This is a genomic window from Mycobacterium sp. E802, assembly GCF_001666875.1.
Taxonomy (GTDB): domain Bacteria; phylum Actinomycetota; class Actinomycetes; order Mycobacteriales; family Mycobacteriaceae; genus Mycobacterium.
Window position 1 is genome coordinate 64866 of the sequence record NZ_LZJD01000165.1, and the last position, 22565, is coordinate 87430.

The following is a 22565-nucleotide window of genomic DNA, read 5'->3' on the forward strand; positions in this document are numbered from 1 at the left end:
AAAACCGACGGAAACGGATTCAGAGCTTCTTTTCCAGCAGCACGGTGCCGTCGGGAGACGTAACCAGTTGCACCGCAGCGATATCGGCCATCGGCATCTGGGTGTTGCCGCTGGGCAGCGCGGTGGCCCCGGACAATCCCAGCCAGGTGGCCACCTCGTGGCGGCTGCCGTCGCGGCCGATCACCACCATGCCCAGGTTCTGTGGCGGTGTGTCCTGCTTGCCCCAGCTGCCGTAACTGCACGCCATGTCGATGCGGGTGCCCCAGGAGTAGCCGGTCATGGCGATGCTGGCGTTGATCGGCGTATCCGACATCTTGGACATCGTCATCATCTGCGCGTTCTGCTGCTCGCCACCGCTGTGCAGGCCGAACGCCTCGGGGCGGATACCGATCACGACGCCGACGGCCAGCAGAGCGGCTGCCACGCCGACGGCCGCCGTGGTCACCCAGCGCAACCGGCGTCGCCGCCAACGGACCTTGGCCAGGACGGAATCCAGCACCTCGGGACGCAGCGGCGGATCCGGTTCGTCGGTCTCGAGCGCCCGTACGTCGTCGAGGTCGAGCATGGCCAGCAGGGCGGGCATACCGCTCAATTCCGCCACTGCGGAACGGCATTGCGCGCACCCCTGCAGATGCGCCTCGTACTCACGGCGTTCAGCGCCGTCCAGCGATCCCAGCACGTAGGCCGCATCCCAGGTCCGGTACCGGTCGGATTCCACCGGATCAGGAATGTGGGGCACACCGAACTGCGTCATCGTGTCACCCCCATCTCTTGCAGGTTGAGTCGTAGCGCGCGCACCGCGTAGTGCAGCCGTGATTTCACGGTGCCCTCCGGTATGTGCAGGTCCTCGGCGATCTGGCCGGTTGTCCAGCCCTGGTAGTAGGCACGGCGGATGACCGCCCGGTGATCGTCGGACAGTTGGCTCAGGGCTGTGGTCAGCAAGATTCGATCCAACGCGGTATCCACTTGGTCGGGGGCGCCGGCGACGCCGGAATGTTCTGCCACCTGTTCGGGGTCGGATACCCCGGTTTCGTTGCGAAACCGGGCACTCCGGCGTTCGTCGATGATCATGTTACGGGCGACGGTGAACAGCCAGGCGCGCGCCGATCGGGCCTCGTCCGCGGTGACCTCAGGGTGCCGCCAGGCCCGCAGCAGCGTCTCCTGCACCACGTCCTCGGCCCGGGCCCGATCACCCGTCAGCCGCAGGGCGTAGCGCCACAGCGCTCCGGCGTGTTCGTCGTAGAGCACCCGCATCATCGCGGCCTCCGGATCGTCCATTCCCAACCTCCGTCTGTGATACGACGTTGGCGGTGATCCGGTTCAATTAGAACCTTTGCCAGGAGGTCGGCGCCAGAGCCGCCGCGCGAAATTGCCGGCAAACCTACTTGGTGAGGATGCGCGGGCCGTCTTCGGTGACGGCGACGGTGTGCTCCCAGTGCGCGGCGCGGGTGCCGTCGGCGGTGACGACGGTCCACTCGTCGTCGAGGATCACGGTCTCGCGGGTGCCCAGGGTGAGCATCGGTTCGATCGCCAGCACCGAGCCCGGCGCCAGGTACGGGCCGCGCCCGGGTGCACCTTCATTGGGCAGGAACGGGTCCATGTGCATCTGCCGGCCGATGCCGTGGCCACCGTAGCCGTCGACGATGCCGTACTTGCGATCGTGGCGCGCCTCGGCCGCGTGGGTCTCGACCTCGATGGCGTGCGAGACGTCGGTGAGCCGGTTTCCGGGGAGCATCGCGGCGATGCCGGCCTCCATGGCCGCTTTGGTAGCTGCCGACAGCGCTTCGTCGGCCGGGATCAGCGCACCGACGCCGAACGTCACGGCCGAATCCCCGTGCCAGCCCTCGACGATCGCGCCGCAGTCGATGGACACCAGGTCACCGGCGGCCAGGATCTCGCCGGCCGACGGAATGCCGTGCACCACACGGTCATTGACGGAGGAGCAGATGCTGGCCGGGAAACCGTGATAGCCGAGGAACGACGGGGTGCCGCCCCCGTCGCGGATGACGGCTTCGGCGACCTGATCCAGCTCCAGCGTGGACACCCCGGGTTTGGCGGCCGCCTGCACGGCACGCAGGGCCGAGGCGACCAGCGCCCCGGCCACCGCCATCGCGTCCAGCTCTCCGGCGCTGCGCTGCGCGACAACCTTGCGCTTGCGCAACCCCGGCAACCCGATCACTTACCCAGTGCGTGCAATGCGCGGGCGAACACCTCGTCGAGGCCACCCACCGCATCCACGGTCTTCAGGTCGTCGCGGTAGTACTCCAGCAGCGGCTCGGTCTCTTCGCGGTAGACCTTCATCCGGTTGCGGATCACCTCGTCGGTGTCGTCGGCGCGGCCACGCCCTTTCAGGCGGGTCAGCAACTCATCCTCGGACACCTGGAACTCCACCACCGCGTCCAGCTTGGTGTTGCGGGCGGCGAGCATCTCCTTGAGTGCACCGGCCTGCTCGACGGAGCGCGGGTAGCCGTCGAGAATGAAGCCGGCCGCCGCGTCCTCCTGGTCGATTCGATCCTCGACGAGCCGGTTGGTCAGCTCCGCGGGCACGAGATTGCCGGCATCGAGGTAGCGCTTGGCCTCCAGCCCCAGCGGGGTGCCGTCGCCGATGTTCTTCCGGAACAGGTCGCCGGTGGAGATCTGCGGGATGCCGAGCTTCTCGGACAGCTTCTCTGCCTGCGTGCCTTTGCCCGCACCGGGCGGTCCGAGTAGAACGACTCTCACTTGAGGAACCCTTCGTAGTTACGTTGCATGAGCTGGCTCTCGATTTGTTTGACGGTGTCCAAGCCGACACCGATCATGATGAGAACCGCAACACCGCCAAATGGCAGATTTTGTAGCGTCGCCCCGCTGCCCATTTGCAGGAAGACGTTCGGCAGGACAGCGATCACGCCGAGGTAGATCGAACCCGGCAGGGTGATCCGGCTCAGCACGAACCGCAGGTAGTCGGCGGTCGGTTTTCCGGGGCGGATGCCCGGGATGAACCCGCCGAACTTCTTCATCTCGTCGGCACGCTCGTCGGGGTTGAACGTGATCGACACATAGAAGTACGTGAAGAAGATGATCAGACCGAAGTAGACGGCGATGTAGACCCCGTCGGCCGGGTTGGTCAGGTGGTCGGCCACGAACGTGTCCCACCAGCCGGTGCCCGGGTTGGAGCTGCCGCTGCGGATCAATTGGGTGACCAGCATCGGGATGTAGATCAGCGACGACGCGAAGATCACCGGGATGACGCCGGCCTGGTTGACCTTCAGCGGCAGATAGGTCGACGTGCCACCGTACATCTTGCGGCCCACCATGCGCTTGGCGTACTGCACCGGGATACGGCGCTGGCCCTGCTCGACGAACGTGACACCGGCGAGGATCAGCAGCGCGGCACCGCAGACCAGGGCGAACACCAGCCCGCCGCGAGACTCCAGGATCATCTGGCCCTCAGCCGGGATGCGGGCGGCGATGCCGGCGAAGATCAGCAGCGACATGCCGTTGCCGATGCCGCGCTCGGTGACCAGCTCACCCATCCACATCACCAGCGCCGCGCCTGCGGTCATCACCAGCACGATGACGATCAGACCGAAGATCGAGCTGTCCTGGATGACGTCGAGGCTGCAGCCCTGCATGAGTCCGCCGTTGGCGGCCAGCGCCACGATGCTGGTGCCCTGCAGGATCGCCAGTGCGATGGCGAGGTAACGGGTGTACTGGGTCATCTTGGCCTGGCCGGCCTGACCCTCTTTACGCAGCTGCTCGAAGCGCGGGATGACCACCGTCAGCAGCTGCACGATGATGCTGGCGGTGATGTAGGGCATGACGCCGACCGCGAACACGCTCAACTGCAGCAGGGCGCCACCGGAGAACAGGTTGATCAGGGAGTAGACCTGTGCCGAATCGCCACCACTGACCTGCTCGATGCATTTCTGGACGTTCGGGTAGTTGACCCCCGGAGACGGGAGGGTGGCCCCGACCCGGTACAGGATCACCATTGCGAGCGTGAACAGAATCTTGCGTCTGAGGTCGGCCGTTCGCAGCGACGAGATGAAAGCCGAAAGCACTCTTCCTCCTGCGCAGCCGACCTCTCAGCGCGGCGTGCCAAATGGGGCTGGTGGGTGCCAGCGTCTTGGTCAAAGTCATGTACGGCCGCCCTGCAGGCGCGCAGCCTGCGGACTCAGCCGCCAAATCAGTCTACGAGAGTAACAGTCGCGCCGGGGTGGACCGTGCATGCACCCGCATCGATCAGCCCGATCCGAGACTAAGGCTCTCTTCAGTTTTGCGGCGTACAGTCGGCGCCAGCTGGTTATGCCACCTAACTAACACATCATCTGCACTGAGCTTTCGACTGAATTAAGGGGAATTCATGGCCCGTACGGCTGACGACACCTGGGATCTGGCCTCCAGCGTGGGCGCCACGGCGACGATGGTCGCGGCTGCCCGCGCGATGGCCACCAACGCCGACGATCCGGTGATCGACGACCCGTTCGCCGCTCCCCTGGTCCGCGCCGTCGGCATGGAGTTCTTCACCAAGCTGGTCGACGAGAACTTCACCACCGAGGGCCTCGACGAAGAGGCGGCGACCGGCCTGATCCGGTTCGCCAACGGCATGGCGGCGCGCACCCGTTTCTTCGACGACTTCTTTCTGGCCGCGGGCCGCTCCGGAATCCGGCAGGCGGTCATCCTCGCGGCCGGACTGGACTCGCGGGCATACCGGCTGCCGTGGCCGGACGGCACCGTCGTCTACGAGATCGACCAGCCCGAGGTGACGGCGTTCAAGACCGAGAGCATGGCCGAGCTCGGCGCCGTCCCGACGACCGACCGGCGCACTGTCGCCGTCGACCTGCGGTTCGACTGGCCCGCGGCGCTGGCCGAGGCCGGCTTCGACCCGTCGGCGCCGACGGCCTGGATCGCCGAGGGGTTGCTGGGTTATCTGCCGGCCGACGCCCAGGATCGGCTGCTCGATCAGATCACCGCGCTCAGTGCACCCGGCAGCCGCCTCGGCGTCGAGGGCGTGCCCGCCACCGAGACCAACGACGAGGAGACCATCCGGGCCCGGATGCAGGAATTCACCGACCGCTGGCGCGCCCACGGCCTCGACATCGACCTCAACGAGCTGATCTTCCTGGGCGACCGCGCTGACGTACTGACCTATCTGCAAGGGCATGCCTGGAACGCGACCGGCATCTCCTCGAACGATCTGCTGATCCGCACCGGCCTGCCCCCGGTCGAGGACGAGGCCCACGCGGCGTCGGTGCTCTACATCAGCGCCGAGAAGTAAGGAGCACCCAGGCAATGGCACGTTCGGACGCCGACACCTGGGATTTGGCCTCGAGCGTGGGCGCCACGGCGACGATGGTGGCCGCGGCCCGCGCGATCGCGAGCGCCGAACCCGATCCGCTGATCCGCGATCCCTTTGCCGCGGCGTTGGTGCGTGCGGTGGGAGTCGAGTTCTTCACCAAGCTCGTCGACGGTGAGATTGAACTCGTCGGCGAACTGGCCGAGGGCGCGCAGCTGATGATCGGGGTGATGGCGGTCCGGACGAGGTTCTTCGACGACTTCTTCGCCTCGGCGGGCGAGGCCGGTATCCGCCAGGCGGTGATCCTGGCCTCGGGCCTGGACGCCCGCGCCTACCGGTTGCCGTGGCCAGACGGCACCGTGGTGTACGAGATCGACCAGCCTCAGGTGCTCGGCGCCAAATCCGCGGCCATGGCCCGGATCGGTGCCGCCCCCGCGGCGGAACGCCGCACCGTCGCCGTCGATCTTCGGGAGGACTGGCCCGCGGCGCTGCGTGACGCGGGGTTCGACCCGGGCGCGCCCAGCGCCTGGAGCGCGGAGGGCCTGCTGGCCTACCTGCCTCCCGACGCCCAGGACCGGTTGTTCGACAACATCACCGCGCTCAGCGCCCCGGGCAGCCGGCTGGCCACGGAGTTTCATCCCGACATCTCGGCTGCGCTGCGCGACCGCGGCCGGGCGATGAGCGACCAGTGGCGTGAGCACGGTCTGGATCTCGACTTGGCCAACCTCTGGTACGACGGCGAACGCAACTCGGTGGTCGAGTACCTCACCGCCGGCGGGTGGTCGGTGACCGCGCGGCCGCGCCCGGAGGTGTTCGCCGAATACGGACGCCCCTTCCCCACCGGGGAAGCCGCTGCGTCGCAAAGTCATTCATTAGCGGTCACCGCTATTCGAGATTAGGAGCAAGACATGGCACGCACCGAAGGTGACACCTGGGATCTGGCCACCAGCGTCGGCGCAACCGCGACCGGTGTCGCGGCCTCACGGGCGTTGGCAACCAAGCAACCCGATCCGCTCATCAACGACCCGTATGCCGACGCGTTGGTCCGGGCCGTCGGCCTCGAACACAGCATCCGGCTCGCCGACGGCGAGGTGTGCGTCGAGGGCGATCTGATGCTGGACCGGCAGCGGATGTGTGAGCAGATCGCGGTGCGCACCAGGTTTTTCGACGACATCTTCCGGTCCGCCGCCGGAATTCGGCAGGCGGTGATCCTGGCCTCGGGCCTGGATACCCGCGCCTACCGGTTGGATTGGCCCGCCGACACTGTGGTGTTCGAGGTGGACCAGCCGGCCGTGCTGGAATTCAAGACACGCACGCTGGCCGAGCTCGGGGCCGAGCCGGCCGCGACGCATCACACCGTGCCGGTCGACCTACGGGACGACTGGCCGACGGCCTTGCGGGCCAACGGTTTCGACCCGTCGACTCCGACCGTCTGGATTGCCGAAGGACTGCTGATCTATCTGCCGCCAGAGGCGCAGGACCGGTTGTTCGACAACATCACCGCGCTCAGTGCCCCGGGAAGCCGGCTGGGCACCGAACACATGGACGTCAAGACGCTCACCGAGAACTGGTCGCAGCGGGTCAGCGAGTGGTCCAAGAAGGTCGGCTCCGACGTGGACCTGATGGACCTGTTCTATTCGGGCGAGCGGACCACCGCACGCGACTATCTCGCCGCGCGGGGCTGGGACGTGACGGTGCAACCCACCCGCTCGGCCTACGCGGCTCATGGTTTCGACTTCCCCGACGAGCTGGCCGATATGGCCGGCGATTCGGGTTATCTTTCAGCAGTCCTGAAACCGGCGAACTAGACGACCAGGAGGCCCGCGATGGCACGCAGTGACGGAGACAGCTGGGATCTGGCCTCCAACGTCGGGGCGACCGCGACGCTCGTGGCGACCGGCAGGGCGATCGCCAGCCGCGACGACCACGGCCTGATCGACGATCCGTTTGCCGCGCCGCTGGTGCGCGCGGTGGGCATCGAGGCGTTCACCAAGATGGTCGACGGTGAACTTGATTTCGAAGCCCTGGCCCAGCTGTCACCGGACGCCGCCGAGAAGGCCCGCGCCAACATCGACGAAATGGCCGTGCGCACCCGGTTTTTCGACGACTTCTTCACCGCCGCCGTAGGCGGCAATTCCACCGCCGCCGCCGTAGGCGGCAATTCCACCGCCGCCGCCGTAGGCGGCAATTCCACCGGAGCCGCGGGCAAGGCGGGCATCCGGCAGGCGGTGATCCTGGCGTCCGGCCTGGACTCGCGCGCCTACCGGCTGCCGTGGCCGGACGGCACCGTGGTCTACGAAATCGACCAGCCCGAGGTGATCGAGTTCAAGACCCGCACCTTGGCCGATCTGGGAGCCGAGCCGACCGCGCAACGGCGGACCGTGCCGATCGATCTGCGCGACGACTGGCCGTCCGCGTTGCGCGCGGCAGGCTTCGATCCGGACGTACCGACCGCGTGGTGCGCCGAGGGGCTGCTGATCTATCTACCGCCGGAGGCCCAGGACCGGCTCTTCGACAACATCGCCGCGCTCAGCGCCCCCGGCAGTGCGGTGGCAACCGAATTCGTGCCCGGGATCAAGGATTTCGATCCGGACAAGGCGCGGGCCGCCACGGCCACGTTCAGCCAGATCGGCCTCGACATGGACATGCCTTCGCTGGTCTACCACGGCGAACGGCATTCGGCCGCCGATTACCTCAACGCCAAGGGCTGGCAGATGAACGGCGTGCCGCGCTCCGAACTGTTCGCCCGCCACGGCCTGGCCGCGCCGGACCATGACGACGACGATCCGATGGGCGAAATCGTCTACGTCAGTGGCACCCTGCCCTGAGCCTCAGGCCGCCCGGCCCGTGGGATCGGCTTCCGCGTCGTACTCGAGGGCCGGGGGTGCCTCCGGTGTCCCGGGGATCTCGGTGCCGCTGATCGGACACCGCGCGGTCTCAGGGATTTTGACCAGCGCCACAGCGCCGATCACGCACGCCAGCATCATGTAGTAGGCGGGCACCAGGTTGTCGCCGGTGAGGTTGACCAGCCAGTCGTTGACGGCCGGTGCGGTGCCGCCGAATATCGACGTGGACACGTTGTAGGCGATCGCGAAGCCGGCGTATCGGACCTGGGTCGGGAACATGGCCGGGAAGGTGGCCGAGATGGTGGCCAACTGCGGGACGTACAGCAGCCCGAGCACCGCGTAGCCGATCACCGCGCCGAGCGGGCTGGCGCCCATCAGCAGGAACATCGGCACACCCGCGATGAACAGACCGATCAGCGAGAACCACCACATCGGTTTGCGCCCAACCCGATCCGAGATGTGTCCGGCGAACGGTACGAACAGCATCATCGCCAGCATCCCGATGATCGGCACCACCAACGACATGTCGGTGGACAGTCCGATGGTGCTCTTCAGATACGTGGGCATGTAGGTCAGCAGCGTGTAGTTCACCACGTTGAGTGCCACCACCAGGCCGCCCAGCCGCAGCACCGGGCCCCAGTATTGGGACAACAGTTCCTTGAGCCCGCCGGAGGAGGATTGCTCGGGAGCCGCCTCCTCGGCCTCGGAATGTTCCTGGAACACCGGGGTCTCCGACAGCCGGGTGCGCAGGTAAACCCCGATGAGCCCCAGCGGAGCAGCCACCAGGAACGGCAAACGCCAACCCCACGAACCCATCTGGTCCTCGCTGAGGATCAGCGAGAAGCTCAACATCATCAGCGCGCCCAGAGAGAATCCGGCCAGCGTGCCGAATTCCAGGAAACTGCCGAGGAATCCGCGCCGACGCGAGGGTGCGTACTCGGCCATGAAGGTCGCGGCACCGCCGTACTCGCCACCGGTGGAGAAGCCCTGCACCATCCGCAGCAGCACCATCAGCACCGGTGCCCAGATCCCGATCGACGCATACGTCGGCACCAGCCCCACGCACAGGGTGGAGCCGGCCATCAACAGAATCGTGATGGCCAGCACCTGTTTGCGGCCGATCCGGTCCCCCAGCGGACCCCAGACGAACCCGCCGAGAGGCCGGACCAGGAAGGACACCGCGAACGTCATCAGAGCCAGCAGTGTCGCGTGCTCGGCACTGCCGGGGAAGATGGCCGCGGATATATAGCTCACGCCGTAGGCGTAGATGCCGTAGTCAAACCATTCGGTGGCGTTGCCGATCGCGGATGCGGCGACGGCACGCCGCTGCACTTCGGGGGGAGTGTCCTCCACCGCGGACTGGTCGGGCGATTCCGATGGATCCGATGTGTCGTTCGTGCCGTCCGAGTGCGCGGTGCCCACGGGACCTCCTCGTGCCTGACGACACTGCTCCCGCCACATACCTCGACGTCGGCTGATGAAGATCAACACCGCAGGGCCAGACCGTAGTTTGATTGGCTACCTTCTGCTCCGCAGCCGACGTTACCGCGCCGCACGGTCTGATGCGAATCTCCCCCGTCCTCGGCGGGTCCGGGTCAGAACCGGTGTTCGCCCAGCCAGAGGGCATTGACCCCGGTCATGCTGCGTTCGGCCTGATCGAGGATGCCCACGACCGACCGTCCCACCATCACCCCCACGGCCTGCGGCAACGATGCCGCCGCGGGCTGTGACGAAGGTTTGGGCCGCAGCATGTCCAGCCAGGACGAGCCGGGATAGCTGAGAACCCGCACCTTGGTGTCCGGGTCCAGCCCGGCCAGCACCTTGGCCCGGGTGATCGCGGTGCGCAGGCCACCGAGTTCGTCGACGAGGCCGCGGTCCTTGGCGTCCGACCCGGTCCACACGCGGCCGCGGGCCACCTCCTCGACTTGCTCGACGGTGAGGTTGCGCCCTTGCGCCACCCGCTCGACGAAATCGGTGTACATCAGGCCGGTCTCGGCTTCGATGTTGGCCTGCTGTTCGTCGGTGAACGGCGCATTCGAGGACCAGGCGTCGGCATTGGCGTTGGTACGCAACGAATCTGTGCCGACCCCGAGTTTGTCCTTGAGCTCACGCGACACCAGTTTGCCGGTGATCACACCGATGGATCCGGTGAGGGTGCCGGGATTGGCCACGATCTCGTCGGCCGCCATCGACACGTAATAGCCGCCCGAGGCCGCCACCGCGCCCATCGACGCCACCACGGGCTTGCCCCGCTCCCGGGCCCGAACCACTTCTCGCCAAATGGTTTCGGATCCGGTCACCGACCCGCCGGGGCTGTCGACCCGCAACACGATCGCCGATACGTCATCGTCGGCCGCGGCCTCCCGCAGCGCCGCGGCGATCGTGTCCCCGCCGGCGCTCGAGTTCCCCAGCGGCAGCACCTGTGGCCCACCGCGGCCGCTGACGATGGGGCCGTGCAATGTCACCACCGCGACGGTGGGCTTGGCCTTGCGGCCGGGTATCTGCGGCGTCGGAACCTTGGGCGCTGTGCGTGCGTAACGCGAAAGATAAAGCCGCGGTGGGGCTTCGGGGTGGCTGTCGGCGTCGGCACCCACCTCGGTCGGGCCGCCGGACAGCTCCCCGATCCGCGAGTAGGCCTCGTCGCGGAAGCCGATGCGGTCGATCAACCCGGCGCTGACCGCCGCGTCACGCAACACCGGCGCGCTGTCGGCCAGCCCGTCGAGCGCCTCGATGGTCAGGTTCCGCGATTCGGCGATGGCGTGCCAGACCTGCGATTGCAGGCTTTCGATCATCCGACCGTCGGCCTCGCGTTGCGCTTCGGTGTACCGGCCTTCGGTGAAAACGTTTGCCGCCGATTTGTATTCGCCTCGAGTGACGAACTGCGCCTCGATGCCCACCTTGTCCAAAGCGTCGCGCAGAAACATCGCGCTGGTGGCGAAGCCGATCAGACCGACGGTTCCCGACGGCTGCATCCACACTTCGCGGAAGGCCGAGGCCAGGTAGTAGGACAGCGTGCCCGGGTAGGTCTCGGCCCAGGCCACCGTCGGCTTGACGGCGCCGAACGCCGTGATGGCCTCGCGTAGTTCCTGAACCGGACCGGGCGCGGCGGCCGGCAGCTGCACCCGGGCGATCAGACCGGCGACCCGATCGTCCTCGGCGGCGCGGTGGATCGCGGCGACGGCGTGGCGCAACGTCATCGGACGGCCCCCGCCGGCGATCATCGCGAGCGGGCCGAAGCCCGCGGTTTCCGGCGGGATGGAGAGCAGATCGAGCTCGAGCACACAGCCGCTGGGCACGCCGTTGTGACGGGCGGTGTCGACGCGCCGCACCAACGCCTTGAGATCGTCCTGGCCGGGAAGTCCTGGGAGGAAGGCGAACATGATTCCGAGCCTACCGATCGCCTGAGACTGGCGAGCAGACGCAAATGTCCCCGACACGCCGGGCGTGCGGGGACATCTGTGTCTGCTCGCGCAGAAAGAAATTACAGCACGGCGGCGAGCCGCCAATTACAGCTCGGTGGCCGAACCGCCGGCAGCGGTGATCGCCTCACGGGCGCTACCACTGAACTTGTTGGCGGTCACGTCGACCTTGACGGCCAGCTTGCCGTCACCGAGAACCTTCACCAGGCTGTTCTTGCGAACCAGGCCCTTGGCGACGAGTTCCTCGACACCAACGGTGCCACCCTCCGGGAACGCCTTGTTGATGTCGCCGACGTTGACGACCTCATACTCGGTCCGGAAGCGGTTCTTGAAGCCCTTGAGCTTCGGCAGCCGCATGTGGATCGGCATCTGGCCACCCTCGAACATCACGGGGACGTTCTTGCGGGCCTTGGTGCCCTTGGTACCACGACCGGCAGTCTTACCCTTGGAGCCCTCACCACGACCGACGCGGGTCTTGGCGGTCTTCTCCCCGGGGGCGGGCTTCAGGTCGTGAAGCTTGATAACACTCATTTGACTTCCTCAACCTCGACGAGGTGATGAACAGTCCGGATGAGGCCACGCGTCTGAGCGTTGTCCTCACGCACCACGGACTGACGAATCTTCTTCAGCCCCAGCGTCCGCAGGCTTTCGCGCTGCTTCCAGCGTGCACCGATGGTGCCACGCACCTGGGTGATCTTGAGCTCTGCCATGGTTATGCCGATCCCTCACGCGCTGCTGCGGCAGCCAGCGCTTCGCTCTCGCGCCGGGCCCTGAGCATGCCGGCCGGCGCCACGTCCTCCAGCGGCAGACCGCGACGGGCCGCCACTTCCTCCGGCCGCTGCAGCATCTTCAGCGCGGCAACGGTGGCGTGCACCACGTTGATCGCGTTGTCACTGCCCAGCGACTTGGCCAGGATGTCGTGCACGCCGGCGCATTCCAGCACCGCGCGGGCCGCACCGCCGGCGATCACACCGGTACCGGGGCTGGCCGGACGCAGCATCACCACACCGGCAGCGGCTTCGCCCTGCACCGGGTGGACGATGGTGCCGCCGATCAGCGGAACCCGGAAGAAGCCCTTGCGGGCCTCCTCGACGCCCTTGGCGATGGCGGCCGGAACTTCCTTGGCCTTGCCGTAGCCGACGCCGACCATGCCGTGCCCGTCACCGACGATGACCAGCGCGGTGAAGCTGAAACGCCGACCACCCTTGACCACCTTGGAGACGCGGTTGATCGACACCACGCGCTCGATGTAGTTGCTCTTCTCGCCGCTGTCGCGGCCGCCACGGCCACCGCGGTCGTCGCGACGACCACGGCCGCCACGGTTCTCCTGCGCCGGAGCGGCTCCTGCCTGCTCGGCCATCATGCAGTCCTCTCGTTGACCATCATCAGAATTTCAGCCCGCCCTCGCGCGCGGCATCGGCCAGCGCGGCGATCCGGCCGCCATAGGTGTAGCCACCACGGTCGAACACCACGGTCTCGACGCCGGCGGCCTTGGCGCGCTCGGCGATCAGCTGACCGACCCGAACGCTGTGCGCCTTCTTGTCACCTTCGACGGCGCGCACGTCGGCCTCGATCGAGCTGGCCGCCGCCAGCGTGACGCCCTGCAGGTCGTCGACGAGCTGGACGTGGATGTGCCGAGCCGACCGGTTGACCACCAGACGCGGGGTCGCCGCGGTGCCGGAGACCTTCTTGCGCAGCCGGGCGTGGCGACGCAGCCGGGCGTTGCGGCGGGTCTCGGAGATGTTCTGCCCCACCGGCTTACGGGCGGCTGCCGTACCTTCTGCTTTGGTAGCCATGGTTACTTACCTGTCTTTCCGACCTTGCGGCGGATCTGCTCACCCTCGTAACGCACGCCCTTGCCCTTGTAGGGGTCGGGACGGCGCAGGCGGCGGATGACCGCGGAGATCTGACCGACCTTCTGCTTGTCGATACCGGAGATGGAGAACTTGGTGGGCGTCTCGACGGCGAAGGTGATGCCTTCGGGCGCCTCGATCACCACGGGGTGGCTGTAGCCGAGTGCGAACTCCAGGTTGGTGCCCTTGAGTGCGACGCGGTAGCCGACGCCGAAGATCTCCATCTTGCGGGTGTAGCCCTCGGTGACACCGGTGACCAGGTTGGCCACCAGGGTGCGGGAGAGCCCGTGCAGGGAGCGGCTGCGCCGCTCGTCGTCAGGACGGCTGACCACGATGGCGCCGTCGTCGTTGCGCTCGACGGTGATCGGCTCGGCAACGTCGAGGGTCAGGGTGCCCTTGGGGCCCTTGACCGAGACGTTGCGGCCGTCGATCGTCACATCGACCCCGGCGGGAACCGGGACCGGCTGCTTACCAATACGCGACATGTTCTGCTGCCCCCTACCAGACGTAAGCGAGGACTTCGCCGCCCACGCCCTGTCGTGCTGCCTGGCGGTCGGTGAGCAGGCCCGAGGACGTGGAGATGATCGCCACGCCCAGGCCGCCGAGCACCCGAGGCAGGTTGGTGGATTTTGCGTAGACCCGCAGGCCGGGCTTGGACACCCGGCGCAGGCCGGCGATGCTGCGCTCACGGCTGGGGCCGTACTTGAGCGAGACCACCAGGGACTTGCCGACGCGAGCATCCTCGGTGCGGTAGTCGTTGATGTAGCCCTCTTTCTTGAGGATCTCGGCGATGTTCGCCTTGATCTTCGAGTGGGGCAGAGTCACCTCATCGTGATACGCCGAATTGGCGTTGCGCAGACGTGTCAAGAAGTCTGCGATCGGGTCAGTCATCGTCATGACAACCGGCTCACCTTCCTCGCGGCGGTTCCCCGTCCCCCAGTTTTTGAGGGGAGGCCTTCCGCAACCTGTTGTTGGGGGTCTGTTACCAGCTGGACTTCTGCACGCCGGGCAGTTCACCGGCGTGCGCCATCTCGCGCAGGCAGATACGGCACAGCCCGAACTTGCGGTAAACCGAGTGCGGGCGACCGCACTTGTTGCACCGCGTGTACGCGCGGACCGCGAACTTGGGCTTCTTGTTGGCCTTGTGGATCAACGCCTTCTTTGCCATGTGCTCAGTTCTCCTTGAAGGGGAAGCCCAGCGCCTTCAGCAGCGCACGGCCTTCGTCGTCGTTGGTCGCCGAGGTGACGACGGTGATGTCCATGCCGCGGGGGCGGTCGATGGAGTCCACGTCGATCTCATGGAACATCGACTGCTCGTTGAGGCCGAAGGTGTAGTTGCCGGTGCCGTCGAACTGCTTGCCGTTCAGGCCGCGGAAGTCGCGGATACGGGGCAGCGCGATGGAGATCAGCCGGTCCAGGAACTCCCACATCCGGTCACCACGCAGGGTGACGCGCGCGCCGATGGGCATGCCCTCACGCAGCTTGAACTGGGCGATGGACTTGCGGGCCTTGCGGATCTCCGGCTTCTGGCCGGTGATCAGCTGCAGGTCGTTGACCGCACCGTTGATCAGCTTGGCGTCGCGGGCGGCGTCACCGACACCCATGTTGACGACGACCTTGACCACGCCGGGGATCTGCATGACGTTGTCGAACTCGAACTGCTTGTTGAGCGCATCCCGGATCTCTTCGCGGTAGCGCTGCTTCAGCCGGGGCTGAACCTTCTCTGGTGCAGTCATCAGATGTCCTTGCCATTGGTCTTGGCGATGCGGACCTTCTTGCCGGTCTCCTCATCGACGCGGTAACCCACGCGGGTCGGCTTGCCGTCGGAGTCGACGACCATCACGTTGGACACGTGGATCGCGGCCTCCTGGGTGACGATGCCGCCCGAGGATGCGCCGCGCTCGTTCTGCGACTGCGCGGTGTGCTTCTTGATCCGGTTGACGCCCTCGACGAGGACCTTGTCGCGGGTCGGGTAGGCCTCGATGACCTTGCCCTTGGCGCCCTTGTCCTTACCCGAGACCACCAGCACGGTGTCGCCCTTGTGGACCTTCATTTACAAAACCTCCGGAGCCAGCGAGACGATCTTCATGAACTTCTTCTCGCGCAGTTCGCGGCCGACGGGCCCGAAGATGCGGGTGCCGCGCGGGTCGTTGTCGTTCTTGATGATGACGGCGGCGTTCTCGTCGAACTTGATGTAGCTGCCGTCGGCGCGACGGCGCTCCTTGACGGTGCGCACCACGACGGCCTTGACGACGTCGCCGCGCTTGACGTTGCCGCCGGGGATGGCGTCCTTGACGGTCGCGACGATGACATCACCGATGCCGGCGTAGCGTCGCGATGAGCCACCGAGCACACGGATGCACAAGATCTCCTTGGCGCCCGTGTTGTCGGCGACCTTCAACCGCGATTCCTGCTGAATCACTCGATCTCCTGACCTGGTTTTGTATGCACGCCAGATACCGACCTGGACGTGCGCGGTCTTTGTTTCCGAAGGGCACGCGGGGCTGACTCTTAAACAGCAGTCAGCCGAGGTCTGCCCAAGGCAACCCCTACATAGTAGGTGAGCACGGCGAATGCACCAAATCGTGGCGCTTTTCCCACGAACGTGCGGTGAGCGTGCGGTGAGATCGTACTTTTCCCACCGACGGCGATCTGTGTGCACCCTCGGGGCTACTGCCCCGCCGACTTCACCTCTGCCACGCAGCGAAACCCGATATGGGTCGTCGAGCTGTCCTGTGACTGCGGGGAGCGCGCCGCCGGACGGTACCGGTGGCAGTACTCCGGCGCGCACAGGTGCGAACCACCCTTGAGCACCTGGTTCACCATCGGATCAGGGTCGGCTGCCGGACAGCAGGCCGGCGCGTCGGCATCCGGTTGATGGTGCGCGGTGAACCGCGTGGTGGTCCACTCCCACACATTGCCGATCATGTCGGCGAGACCGAAGGCGTTGGGCGGGAAACTGCCGACCGGCGAGGTGCCGCGCCAGCCCAGCGCGCCGTCGTTGCGGTACGGGAAGTGGCCCTGCCAGGTGTTGGCCATCACGCGCCCACCCGGGTTCGCGTCGTCGCCCCAGGCGTAGGTGCCGTCCACTCCCCCGCGCGCGGCGTACTCCCATTCGGCTTCGGTGGGCAGCCGCCGTCCGGCCCAGGCCGCGTACGCCGCCGCGTCCGGGTAGGCCACCTGGACGACGGGATGGTCGGGGGCCGCCGGCTCGCGGTCCGGGCCGAAGGGATGACGCCAGTTGGCCCCGGGCGCCCAGTCCCACCATTGCCGCCAGTCCCGCAGGTCGACCGGGCCGTCGGTGGGGACGAACACCAAGGCCCCGGGGGCCAGATCGGCCTCGTCCACGCCGGGGTACAGCGCCGGGTCCATCGGCCGCTCGGCGACCGTGACGTACCCGGTGGCCTCGACGAACTCACCGAACTGCGCGGTGGTGACGGGGTGGCGCTCTATCGCGAAGGCGCCGACGGTGGCGGTGTGCACCGGAACTTCCTCGGGGTAGAACGCCGTCGAGCCCATGCGAAAGGACCCGCCCGGTAGTTCGACGAGTTCGGTGAACACGAATCCGAGGCTAGTCGCGGCCGCTCAGTCCTTGGCGAAGGCGGCGGCGAGATCGCGCTCGAGGTCCTGGTAGGGCTCACCGGACAGGTCGACGGTGACCTTCGCGATGGTGCCGCCGGTGAATGCGAACGGGGCCCGATAATGTTGGGACACCGCAGATCCCGGGTTGCGGCCGATGCAGATGCCACCGCCGGCGAGCGCGAACATTCCCGGATGGGTCTGCATTTCCGCCAGCTCGGCCACCGCTGTGTCGTCGACGAACATCGTGGTGTCACCGAGCGGGGTGTGACTGCCCTCGACTGTGTCGGTCCGCCGGTACTGCACACCGAAGATGTGCCGCCCCAACGGAACCGGGTCCGGTGAGACCAGCAGCTGCTCGTGTTCGCCGAGGAAGTTGTAGACGTAGTGCAGCCGTCCGTCGGCGATGAACAACACGTGACCACCGTGGGCGCCGCCCTGCTTGAACAACACCCCCTCGGCGTCGGCGTCGTCCACGCTGACTTCGCAGAGCACGGTGAACGATTGCCCGCGCAGTTCGGCCGCGGCACCGAGTCCCACCTCGGCGGTGTGGGGATAGTAGGTGTAGCTGGTTCGCTCGCGAGCCAGGTACGGCCGCCACCGCGCCATGGTCTCCAGGATGTTGAGGTCGGCCAGCGGCAGACCGTTGTACTTCTCGGCCTCGCTGAACCACAGCGCCGTGAGCTCGGCGAGTTTGTCCGGGTGTTCGGCGGCCAGATCATGGCACTGGCTGCGGTCGGCCGCGATGTGGAACAGCTCCCAGCGGTCGGCGTCGAAATGTGACCAGCCCGAAGGCGTGGCGGCGTGCACGGTGTTGGCGAACCAGCCTTTGTGCCAAATTCCACGGGTTCCGAGCATGGTGTAGAACTGGGCCTCCTTGCCCGTCGGCGCATCCGGATCATCCAGTGCCACTTTGAAACTCACGCCGTCCAGCGGCTTCTGCGGTACACCCCGCACACTTGCCGGCGGGGTGATCCCGAGCAGGTCGTACACCGTGGGGGTGATGTCACAGACGTTGACGTAGTTGTCGCGAACCGCACCATGCGCACCGATCCCGTTGGGCCAGGAGATGATCGCGGTGTCGGCGATCCCACCCTCGTGGGAGGCGTAGCGCTTGAACAGTTTGTAGGGCGTGTTGAACGCCAGGGCCCAGCCGATCGGGTAGTGGTTGTAGGTCTCCGGTGAGCCCAGCCGGTCGATGAACTTCAGCCCCTCCTCGGCACTGTCGATGTAGCCGTTGAAGAACTTGGTTTCGTTGACCGAACCGTTCGGACCGCCCTCACCGCTGGCACCGTTGTCGGAGATCACCACGATGATCGTGTTGTCGAGCTGTCCGGTCTCTTCCAGGAAGTCCAGGATCCGGCCGATCTGGGCGTCGGTGTAGGACAGGAACCCGGCGAACACCTCCGCCATCCGGGCGAAGAGCCTTTTCTCGTCGTCGCTCAAGGTGTCCCACGGCCGCACGGTGTCCTGCGCGGGCCACGGTTGGCCGTTGGGACCCAAGACATCCGCGTACGGGTTGACCGGCGACAACTCGGTGTCAGGCGGCACGATGCCCAGCCGCTTCTGGTTTTCCAGCACGATGTCGCGGTAGGCCTCGTAGCCCATGTCGAACCGCCCGGCATACCGGTCGGCCCACTCTTTGAACACATGGTGCGGGGCATGACCGGCACCCGGGCACAGGTAGGTGAACCAGGGTTTGTCGGGCGCGATCACCTTGGCGTCACGGATGAACTCGATGGTCTTGTCGGCCAAGTCGCGAGACAGGTGGTAGCCATCCTCGGGGGTGGCCGGCGGGTCCACCGGATGGTTGTCGTACACCAGATCCGGATACCACTGGTCGGTCTCCCCGCCCATGAATCCGTAGAACCGTTCAAAACCCCGTGAGCACGGCCAATGTCGTTTGGTGGCAGCGAGGTTGGATTCCTCCAACGGCGTCAGATGCCACTTGCCCACACAGTAGGTGTTGTAGCCGTTTTCGGCGAGCACCTCCGAAAGGAGGGCGGTCTCATACGGAATCCGGCCGTTGCAGTTGGGGAATCCGTCGGTGAATTCCTCGATGGTGGCCATTCCGACCGTGGTGGCGTTGCGACCGGTGAGCAGCGACGCCCGGGTGGGCGAACACAGCGCGGTGGTGTGGAACTGGGACAACCGAACTCCACGTTCGGCGATCCGACTCATCGCGGGCATGTCCACCAGACCACCGAAGCAGTCCCAGGTGGCGATGCCGGTGTCATCCCACACCAGGTACAGCACGTTGGGGGCGTTCTCGACCGCAGTGGGCGCGGCGTACGGGCCCCAATCCGGTTCGGAATCCCTGATATCCAGCTCGATCTTGCCGTTGAACGCTGAGTTTGACCCGGCAGCCATGGCGACCTCGTTCCGGTAGGCGATTCGACCCCGGTAAGACTGATCGCGGAGGAGACTACACCTGCTCGCCGGCGTGTGCTGACGAAACTGACGTTGCGTTCAACGCCGATTCTGACGTGGCCGGGCTCAGCGTGAGCTGTCCAGTCGCAGCGCAATTCCGTCGAGCAGCAGATCAAGGGCGGACTCACATGCGCTGCGCCGCATCGACTCGTCGAGCAGGCCGCTGGTGGCCGCGATGTTCGGATGGGTGGCGGCGGGCAACTGCGCGTAGGTGTCGCGCCACGTGTCGTCGTCGCGCTTCTTGTGTTCGGCCGGCAGCGCCTCGAAGGCGGCGTCGAGCGCGGCGAATCCCAGCATCTGGTCGATGAAGGCGTGGTACACCTCCACTGCGTCTCGCTCCGGGAACCCCGCCGCGCGCAGCGAACCCAACACCGTCTCGATGATCTGGATCTCGTGGGGGCCGCCGGTCACCCGGCTCGCGGCCAGCACACCCGCCTGCGGATGCGCGAGGTACACGCGGTGCAGGCGCAACCCGAGTTCGCGCATGTCGTCGCGCCAGCGGCCGGTCGGCTCCCAGCCGTCGACCACTCGTCGCAACAGTTCCTCGGTGACGGCCAGCACCACGTCCTCGATGCCGCGGAAGTAGCGGTACAGGGCGGTCGGGTCAGCCCCGAGCGCCACCCCGAGGCGTCGGACGGTCAAACCGCCGGCGCCGTGGTACTGCAACACGCGCAGCGCGGCCTCGACGATGAGCTCCTCGGACAGCACGACGCCCCGCTTCGTCTGCCGCCGCCGTCGCTTCGGTGACTCGGACTTCAAAGTTCTGCTCATCCGCGTTCTGCTATCCGCACTGCCTTCTCCGCGTTTACGTCAACGCTCTCCGTGACATTGTGCGGCGTGCGCACGCCTCTGCGCACGGCAACGCTTATCCGGCGAACGGCTCTCTCATGAGTCGAACCCCAATCCCATCGCGTCGAGCGCTCTCAGCAGCACGTTGCGTCGGCCCTCATGATGGTCGGCTCGGTCGAGCGACCAACGCGTGGCCTGAATACCGGCCGAGGCCAACGGCTCCGGCGGGAACGGCAACGGCATCGACTCGACCATCTCGAGTTGGGTGCGCGCCGTCGGCGTACCGGCGAACCGGTCGAGCATGACCTCGGCGGCGAACCGGGTGGCCGCCACACCCAGCCCGGTGAACCCGGCGGCGTATCCGATGCGGCCTCCGCATGCCGAGCCGAAGAACGCACAGAAACGCGTCGAGGTGTCGATCATGCCTGCCCACCGGTGGGTGAAGCTGATGTCCTCCAATTGCGGGAACGTCGTGAAGAAGTGGCCGGCAAGGCGGCGATACGTGACGTCGCGGTCCTCGTACTGCGGGCGGATCTGGCCGCCGAAGTGATAGACCGCGTCATACCCACCCCACAGGATGCGGTTGTCCTTCGACAGCCGGTAATAGTGGAACTGGTTCGACATGTCGCTGATGCCCTGGCGGTTGCCCCAGCCGATACTTGCCAGCTGGGCGTCGGTCAGCGGCTCGGTCATCAACGCGTAGTCGTACACCGGCACCGTGTGGTAGCGGTAGCGCTTCAACAGCGACGGAAATCCGTTGGTGGCCAGGATTACTCGGTCGGCACGCAGCGCCGCGCGCTCGGTACGTACAGTCAGTGCTCCACGCCGACGGTCGGGGCGGACACCGAGCACCTTGCTGTGCTCGTAGATGTCCACACCGAGTTCCACTGCGGCTCGGCCGAGTTCGCTGACCAGCTTGGCGGGGTGCACGAGCGCAGCACTGTCCTTGGACCAGAGGCCGGCCAGATATGTGGGAGAGTCGACCTGGGCCCGAACGGCCTGCCCGTCGAGATAGACGCGCCCCGGCCTGGCCGGTGCGGCGGCCAGTTCGGCGGCCTGATAGGCCTCGAGTGCCACCGCGATGGTCCCGGTCCGTTCGAAGTCGCAATCCAGACCGAGGGCAGCGACCGTGTTTTCGATGGCGTCGAGGTTCTCCATCCCGAGCCGGTCGAGGATGTCGATCTCATCGGGCCACCGACTGCGCCCGTTGTCCTCACCGTGGGTCAGGGAGGCTTCGACGAATCCGCCGTTGCGCCCCGAGGCGGCCCACCCCAGGGTCTGTCCCTCGAGCAGGGCGACTCGGATACCTGGATCCCGCTGCTTGGCCAGGAGCGCAGACCACAAGCCGGTGTAGCCGCCGCCGACCACCACGAGATCATAGGGCGACGACGGCCGGGTCAGAGCTGGATAGCTGGGCTGAGCCGGCAGGTCGTCGAGCCAGAAAGGTTGCAGGACGGCGGTGGCCAACGATCGATCGACGAGGCTGCTGGCCGGGGCGGTGCGTTCGAAGACAGTTTGCACGAGTTCTTCCTGGGTGGCCGGGGACCAACTCAGTAAGACGCATCGGCAGTACTACCTCAAGGGTGTTGACGTAAGGAGCCGCGGCACCAAAATCCGGGTGTCAGGAACGAAAGACCACTCCGGATCGGCCAGGTGCCGTGCAAGTTCGTCGTCGGTCCACCACCACCCGTCGGCGACCTCCTCGGGCTGGTGACGGATGGGCCCGTCCCAACGGGCCTCGAACGCGAACAGGTGACAACGCATCGGCTTGCCGGCCCACTGCCCGTCCCACGGCGCAGATGCCAGCGGCGCCAGCGTCACTCCGGTGACGCCGAGTTCTTCGGCAAGCTCACGGGTCGCGGTCTGTAGGGGTGTCTCCCCCGGGTCGACGACGCCGCCGGCCAGGCAGTCGTGCATTCCGGCCCGAGTTGGGTCACTTTGGCCTGTTTTCGAGAGCGGCGGCGCGTTGACCTGCGGTGATGCCTTAGCTTAGTGCACCCGCTAGGCACTAATTTGGATCAGTAGGCTGCCTGGATGGTCTGGATTCGGCGAGTGCGCACGGCCTCGGGCGCGACGGCAGTCCAGATCGCCGAATCCGTGGACGGGCGCCGCCGGATTGTTCGTCATGTGGGCTCTGCGCGTGATGACGCCGAGTTGGGTCTGCTCATCGAGGAGGCCCGCCGGCTGCTGGCCGATGACACCCAGGGCGAGTTAGATCTGGGGATCACCCCGAAAGCCGTTCGGGCCCATATGGTTGGGCCACCGGACCAAGCATTGTTCACCGATGAACCGCTGCCGCGACAGCTGGTGACACGTCCGCAAGTGCTCAAGAGCAGCAGCGGTCTGCTCTACGAGGCCCTGGCCGGGGTGT

General features: G+C 66.6%; 25 protein-coding genes and 2 pseudogenes. 5 read left to right on the forward strand and 22 right to left on the reverse strand.

What is annotated here, in order from left to right; translation table 11 throughout:
- Positions 1-19 precede the first annotated feature (19 nt).
- From A5699_RS24625 to secY, 5 genes are all read right to left on the reverse strand, one after another.
- On the reverse strand, positions 20-754 hold the full coding sequence (locus tag A5699_RS24625) for an anti-sigma factor (RefSeq protein ID WP_067775269.1): 735 nt from the start codon (positions 752-754) through the stop codon (positions 20-22).
- Positions 751-1278, reverse strand: a complete 528-nt coding sequence (locus A5699_RS24630; RefSeq protein WP_067775272.1) for a sigma-70 family RNA polymerase sigma factor — start codon at positions 1276-1278, stop codon at positions 751-753. The genes A5699_RS24625 and A5699_RS24630 overlap by 4 nt, the downstream gene beginning before the upstream one ends.
- Positions 1279-1381: 103 nt before the next feature.
- Entirely contained in the window at positions 1382-2179 is a 798-nt protein-coding gene (gene map / locus A5699_RS24635; protein ID WP_067775274.1) for a type I methionyl aminopeptidase, read from the reverse strand.
- Positions 2176-2721 carry an adenylate kinase gene (locus A5699_RS24640; protein ID WP_067775276.1) on the reverse strand — a complete coding sequence of 182 codons (546 nt, stop codon included), beginning with the start codon at positions 2719-2721 and terminating at the stop codon, positions 2176-2178. Before A5699_RS24640 ends, map begins: the two co-directional genes overlap by 4 nt.
- The gene (gene secY / locus A5699_RS24645; RefSeq protein ID WP_067775278.1) at positions 2718-4043 is read right to left on the reverse strand and encodes a preprotein translocase subunit SecY; all 1326 of its coding nucleotides are present in this window, start codon (positions 4041-4043) and stop codon (positions 2718-2720) included. Before secY ends, A5699_RS24640 begins: the two co-directional genes overlap by 4 nt.
- 302 nt (positions 4044-4345) lie before the next feature.
- On the opposite strand from secY, the gene A5699_RS24650 reads away from it, so the two are divergent.
- The 4 genes from A5699_RS24650 to A5699_RS24665 are packed head-to-tail and all read left to right on the forward strand — an operon-like array spanning position 4346 to position 8106.
- Positions 4346-5260, forward strand: a complete 915-nt coding sequence (locus A5699_RS24650) for a class I SAM-dependent methyltransferase (protein ID WP_067775281.1) — start codon at positions 4346-4348, stop codon at positions 5258-5260.
- Between the two features lie 14 nt (positions 5261-5274).
- Positions 5275-6177: an SAM-dependent methyltransferase gene (locus A5699_RS24655; RefSeq protein ID WP_067775284.1), complete on the forward strand. Its 903-nt coding sequence runs from the start codon at positions 5275-5277 to the stop codon at positions 6175-6177.
- Positions 6178-6186: 9 nt separating this feature from the next.
- Positions 6187-7086: a class I SAM-dependent methyltransferase gene (locus tag A5699_RS24660; RefSeq protein ID WP_067775286.1), complete on the forward strand. Its 900-nt coding sequence runs from the start codon at positions 6187-6189 to the stop codon at positions 7084-7086.
- A gap of 18 nt (positions 7087-7104) precedes the next feature.
- Positions 7105-8106: a class I SAM-dependent methyltransferase gene (locus tag A5699_RS24665; RefSeq protein WP_067775289.1), complete on the forward strand. Its 1002-nt coding sequence runs from the start codon at positions 7105-7107 to the stop codon at positions 8104-8106.
- Positions 8107-8109: 3 nt separating this feature from the next.
- Here the strand turns inward: A5699_RS24665 and A5699_RS24670 are convergent, their stop codons facing one another.
- From A5699_RS24670 to A5699_RS24750, 17 genes and pseudogenes are all read right to left on the reverse strand, one after another.
- Positions 8110-9546, reverse strand: coding sequence for an MFS transporter (locus A5699_RS24670; RefSeq protein ID WP_369806767.1), 1437 nt, complete (start codon positions 9544-9546; stop codon positions 8110-8112).
- 173 nt (positions 9547-9719) lie between these two features.
- Positions 9720-11504, reverse strand: a complete 1785-nt coding sequence (sppA, locus tag A5699_RS24675) for a signal peptide peptidase SppA (protein WP_067775292.1) — start codon at positions 11502-11504, stop codon at positions 9720-9722.
- Positions 11505-11630: 126 nt separating this feature from the next.
- A complete protein-coding gene (rplO, locus tag A5699_RS24680; RefSeq protein ID WP_067775296.1) occupies positions 11631-12074 on the reverse strand; it encodes a 50S ribosomal protein L15 in 444 nt (147 codons plus the stop codon).
- Entirely contained in the window at positions 12071-12253 is a 183-nt protein-coding gene (rpmD, locus tag A5699_RS24685) for a 50S ribosomal protein L30 (RefSeq protein ID WP_067775298.1), read from the reverse strand. The genes rplO and rpmD overlap by 4 nt, the downstream gene beginning before the upstream one ends.
- Before the next feature lie 2 nt (positions 12254-12255).
- Complete coding sequence (rpsE, locus tag A5699_RS24690; RefSeq protein WP_082957863.1) at positions 12256-12903, reverse strand: 30S ribosomal protein S5; 648 nt, start codon at positions 12901-12903, stop codon at positions 12256-12258.
- Positions 12904-12928: 25 nt separating this feature from the next.
- A complete protein-coding gene (rplR, locus tag A5699_RS24695; protein WP_067775302.1) occupies positions 12929-13339 on the reverse strand; it encodes a 50S ribosomal protein L18 in 411 nt (136 codons plus the stop codon).
- Between the two features lie 2 nt (positions 13340-13341).
- Positions 13342-13881: a 50S ribosomal protein L6 gene (rplF, locus tag A5699_RS24700; RefSeq protein ID WP_067775304.1), complete on the reverse strand. Its 540-nt coding sequence runs from the start codon at positions 13879-13881 to the stop codon at positions 13342-13344.
- Between the two features lie 13 nt (positions 13882-13894).
- Complete coding sequence (gene rpsH, locus A5699_RS24705) at positions 13895-14293, reverse strand: 30S ribosomal protein S8 (RefSeq protein ID WP_036441169.1); 399 nt, start codon at positions 14291-14293, stop codon at positions 13895-13897.
- Between the two features lie 85 nt (positions 14294-14378).
- Positions 14379-14564 carry a type Z 30S ribosomal protein S14 gene (locus A5699_RS24710; protein WP_003883429.1) on the reverse strand — a complete coding sequence of 62 codons (186 nt, stop codon included), beginning with the start codon at positions 14562-14564 and terminating at the stop codon, positions 14379-14381.
- A gap of 4 nt (positions 14565-14568) precedes the next feature.
- Positions 14569-15132: a 50S ribosomal protein L5 gene (rplE, locus tag A5699_RS24715; RefSeq protein ID WP_067775306.1), complete on the reverse strand. Its 564-nt coding sequence runs from the start codon at positions 15130-15132 to the stop codon at positions 14569-14571.
- Positions 15132-15449 (reverse strand): 50S ribosomal protein L24, encoded by a 318-nt coding sequence (gene rplX, locus A5699_RS24720; protein ID WP_003883431.1) that lies wholly within the window; start codon positions 15447-15449, stop codon positions 15132-15134. Before rplX ends, rplE begins: the two co-directional genes overlap by 1 nt.
- A complete protein-coding gene (rplN, locus tag A5699_RS24725; protein WP_003892852.1) occupies positions 15450-15818 on the reverse strand; it encodes a 50S ribosomal protein L14 in 369 nt (122 codons plus the stop codon).
- 248 nt (positions 15819-16066) lie between these two features.
- Positions 16067-16957 (reverse strand): formylglycine-generating enzyme family protein, encoded by an 891-nt coding sequence (locus A5699_RS24730; protein ID WP_067775308.1) that lies wholly within the window; start codon positions 16955-16957, stop codon positions 16067-16069.
- A 24-nt stretch (positions 16958-16981) separates the two neighbouring features.
- Entirely contained in the window at positions 16982-19345 is a 2364-nt protein-coding gene (locus A5699_RS24735; protein ID WP_067775311.1) for an arylsulfatase, read from the reverse strand.
- Between the two features lie 126 nt (positions 19346-19471).
- Entirely contained in the window at positions 19472-20176 is a 705-nt protein-coding gene (locus A5699_RS24740) for a TetR/AcrR family transcriptional regulator (protein WP_067775313.1), read from the reverse strand.
- A gap of 114 nt (positions 20177-20290) precedes the next feature.
- Positions 20291-21715, reverse strand: a complete 1425-nt coding sequence (locus A5699_RS24745; RefSeq protein ID WP_067775316.1) for an FAD-binding oxidoreductase — start codon at positions 21713-21715, stop codon at positions 20291-20293.
- Between the two features lie 51 nt (positions 21716-21766).
- A pseudogene (locus tag A5699_RS24750) lies at positions 21767-22117 on the reverse strand (NUDIX domain-containing protein); the annotation flags it as partial.
- A 111-nt stretch (positions 22118-22228) separates the two neighbouring features.
- On the opposite strand from A5699_RS24750, the pseudogene A5699_RS24755 reads away from it, so the two are divergent.
- Positions 22229-22565 (forward strand): annotated as a pseudogene (locus tag A5699_RS24755) (IS1634 family transposase); the annotation flags it as partial.